This window comes from uncultured Anaerococcus sp., assembly GCF_937934665.1.
In the GTDB taxonomy this organism is placed as follows: domain Bacteria; phylum Bacillota; class Clostridia; order Tissierellales; family Peptoniphilaceae; genus Anaerococcus.
In genome coordinates, this window is sequence record NZ_CALGYW010000068.1 from 1 (window position 1) to 1,490 (window position 1,490).

The following is a 1,490-nucleotide window of genomic DNA, read 5'->3' on the forward strand; positions in this document are numbered from 1 at the left end:
AGTAAAGCCCTTGATGTCTTCCTTGCCTGCCATGGATATCTTTGCCATGAGTTTGGATACGGCTTGGGGAGTGTAGAATTCGCCTGCCTTTTTGCCGCTTTCTGTGGCGAAGGTCCCTATCATGTATTCATAGACATCGCCCAGGACATCTCCGGAATATTTAGATAGGTCAAGGTCTGATAGTTCCTTCATGACTTTTGCTATAGTTTCATTTTGTTTGGCAAGGGATTGGCCTAGTCTTTTTGAATATAGGTCTATATCTTCAAAGAGATTTTCAAAGGCCTTAGATGATTGTTCTATCTCTCTAAAAGCCTGGGCTAAATGATCTAGTTCAAAGGTTTTTTCGTCGATTTCCCTGATCAAGTTTGTATAGGTGAGACTTGGCCTTATGGCATAGGAAAATTTGAATTCTATTTCTTCTATAAAGTCTTTGGCGTCTTCCGTTTGGTAGAAGTCCTCGTATTCGTCTTGGAGGATTTCAAGATTATCTTCATTGATATCAAGAAGCTCACCAACATAGGCAAGTTCCCTGTCTGATAGGTATTTATAAAAAATTAAGCCCAAGAGGTAGGACTTGTATTCAGATGCATCCATATTGGAACGCAAAATATCTGCTGAATTCCATAATTTTTGGTAAAGCTTAGTGCTAGTTGACATTATTTCTCCTTGTTTTGTGTTCTTCTTATTATTATAACATTTTTCCAAGTAAAGCCGAAAAAAAGAACCCTTTAACGGGCTCTTTAATATTTTTCTAAGAATTCTTCAAGGATTTTCTTATATACTTCCCTATCTTTATATGGAAATGATGCGTGTTTGTAATTTTCTACTGTGATTAGTTCTTTTTTATCATCGGCTTTTGCCGCATATAAGTCTTCTGCCATATATGGAGGGGTTACTTTATCTACATTAGAATGACTTATTAACACTGGTATCTCAATATTTTTCATATATTCACTTCCGTCCATATCAGAAAAACTTAGGCCGAGTTTGGCTTTTGAATATAAGTCGCCAGCTTTTATCATGTATCCAAGAGGAATTCCTTGTTTTTTGGAAATATCTTTCATTACATTTTCTATCATATCGAAACCATTAGAAACTGGACTTTCTAGTATTAGATAATCAATATTTGTCTCGTCTTTCTCTGCAGCTATTATGCTTGTAAGCCCTCCATAAGACTCTCCCCAAAGTATGAGCTTTCCATTTTGGTATTTAGCCTTTATATAATCTATAACTGCCCTTGTATCTTTAGATTCTAAAATACCGGAGGTATTGTAGTCTGCCATATTTTCCCCAGAATTTCTCTGATCGTAGGCGATTGTATCATAGCCTAGGTCTAGAAAGGTTTTCATGATTGGGGATACAGTTTCTTTTGTTCCACCCATGCCGTGGACTAAAACGGCAATGTCCTTATTTCCTTCTTTTTTAGCTAAAATCGCAGGTATCTTATGATCTAAATTTTTATCTTCAATTTCAAACTTTTCTAAATCATA

At 36.0% G+C, this 1,490-nt stretch carries 2 protein-coding genes; both read right to left on the minus strand.

What is annotated here, in order from left to right; translation table 11 throughout:
* Positions 1-657: type I restriction-modification system subunit M N-terminal domain-containing protein (locus Q0410_RS04040; RefSeq protein ID WP_299033083.1), on the minus strand; the 657-nt coding region annotated here is incomplete at its 3' end.
* 83 nt (positions 658-740) lie between these two features.
* On the minus strand, positions 741-1,490 hold a 750-nt coding region (locus Q0410_RS04045; protein ID WP_299033086.1), incomplete at its 5' end, for an alpha/beta hydrolase.